1 protein-coding gene is annotated in these 1074 nt (G+C 72.7%); it reads left to right on the top strand.

The features are described 5' to 3' along the window. A partial coding sequence (locus tag SSBG_RS03665) for a sugar ABC transporter permease (RefSeq protein ID WP_324603488.1) occupies nt 1-987 on the top strand: 987 nt, incomplete at its 5' end. Nucleotides 988-1074 lie beyond the last annotated feature (87 nt).

Raw genomic sequence — 1074 nt, 5'->3', positions numbered from 1 at the left:
GCCCGCGCGGTGCCCCGCCCGCCGAAGAGAAGGAACCATGTCACCGACCAGCCCCCCGGCGGCCTCCCCCGCACCGCCCGCCCCCGCCCCCGGCCGCCGCCGGGGCCCCTCGACTCGCCGCGCCTGCTGTGGCTCACCGTCCCCTCCCTCGTGTGGTTCGCCGTCTTCTCCGTCGGCCCCCTTGTCGCGATGTTCGTCATCGCCACGCTGGAGTGGAAGGGCCTCATCTACGAGCCCCGCTACATCGGCACCGGCAACATCCGCCACGTCCTCGGCGACGACGTCTTCCTCGACGCGCTGCGCAACAGCGCCGTCCAGATCGCCGTCGTCATTCCCGTGATGATCCCGCTCGCCTTCATGCTGGGACACCACCTCAGCACCCGCCCGCGCGGCTACCGCGTGCTGTCCGTCCTCTACTTCTCGCCGGGGCTCATCTCCATCTCCGTCACCGGCATGATCTTCTACGGCGTCCTCTCGCCCGACGGCGGCGCCAACGGCTTCCTGCGCGCGATCGGCCTCGACGCGCTCACCCACTCCTGGCTCGCCGACCCGTCCACCGCGCTGCCCGCCGTCGTCGCCATCGACCTGTGGCGCGGCATCGGCTGGACCGCCGTGCTCTTCGCCTCGCGCCTGTCGAGCGTCCCCGGCGAGGTCGTCGAGGCCGCCCGGCTCGACGGCGCCGGGACCTTCCGCGTCATGTGGCAGATCGTCTTCCCCATGGTCAAGGACTACGTGCGCACCCTGACGATGCTCCAGTTCCTCTGGACGCTCTTCACCTCCGCCGCGCTCGTCCTGCTCCTCACCAAGGGCGGCCCCGGCTCCTCCTCCACGACGCTCTCCTACCTCGTCTACGAGAAGGCGTTCGCCCAGAGCGACCTCGGCTACAGCCAGGTCGTCGGCGTCGTCCTGCTCCTCCTCGGCGTCGCCGGGATGTTCCTGATCCACCGTCTCCTGCGCGACCGCGACCCCGGGGAGCAGACCCGATGACCCCACCCGGCACCCCCACCCTGACCCGGCCCCCCGCGGCCCCCGGCACCCCCTCCCGCGCCGCCGCCCCCGCCGCGCGCGCCCGCG

The organism is Streptomyces sp. SPB074 (assembly GCF_000154905.1).
Lineage (GTDB): Bacteria > Actinomycetota > Actinomycetes > Streptomycetales > Streptomycetaceae > Streptomyces.
This window is presented reverse-complemented; position numbering and strand designations above follow the sequence as displayed.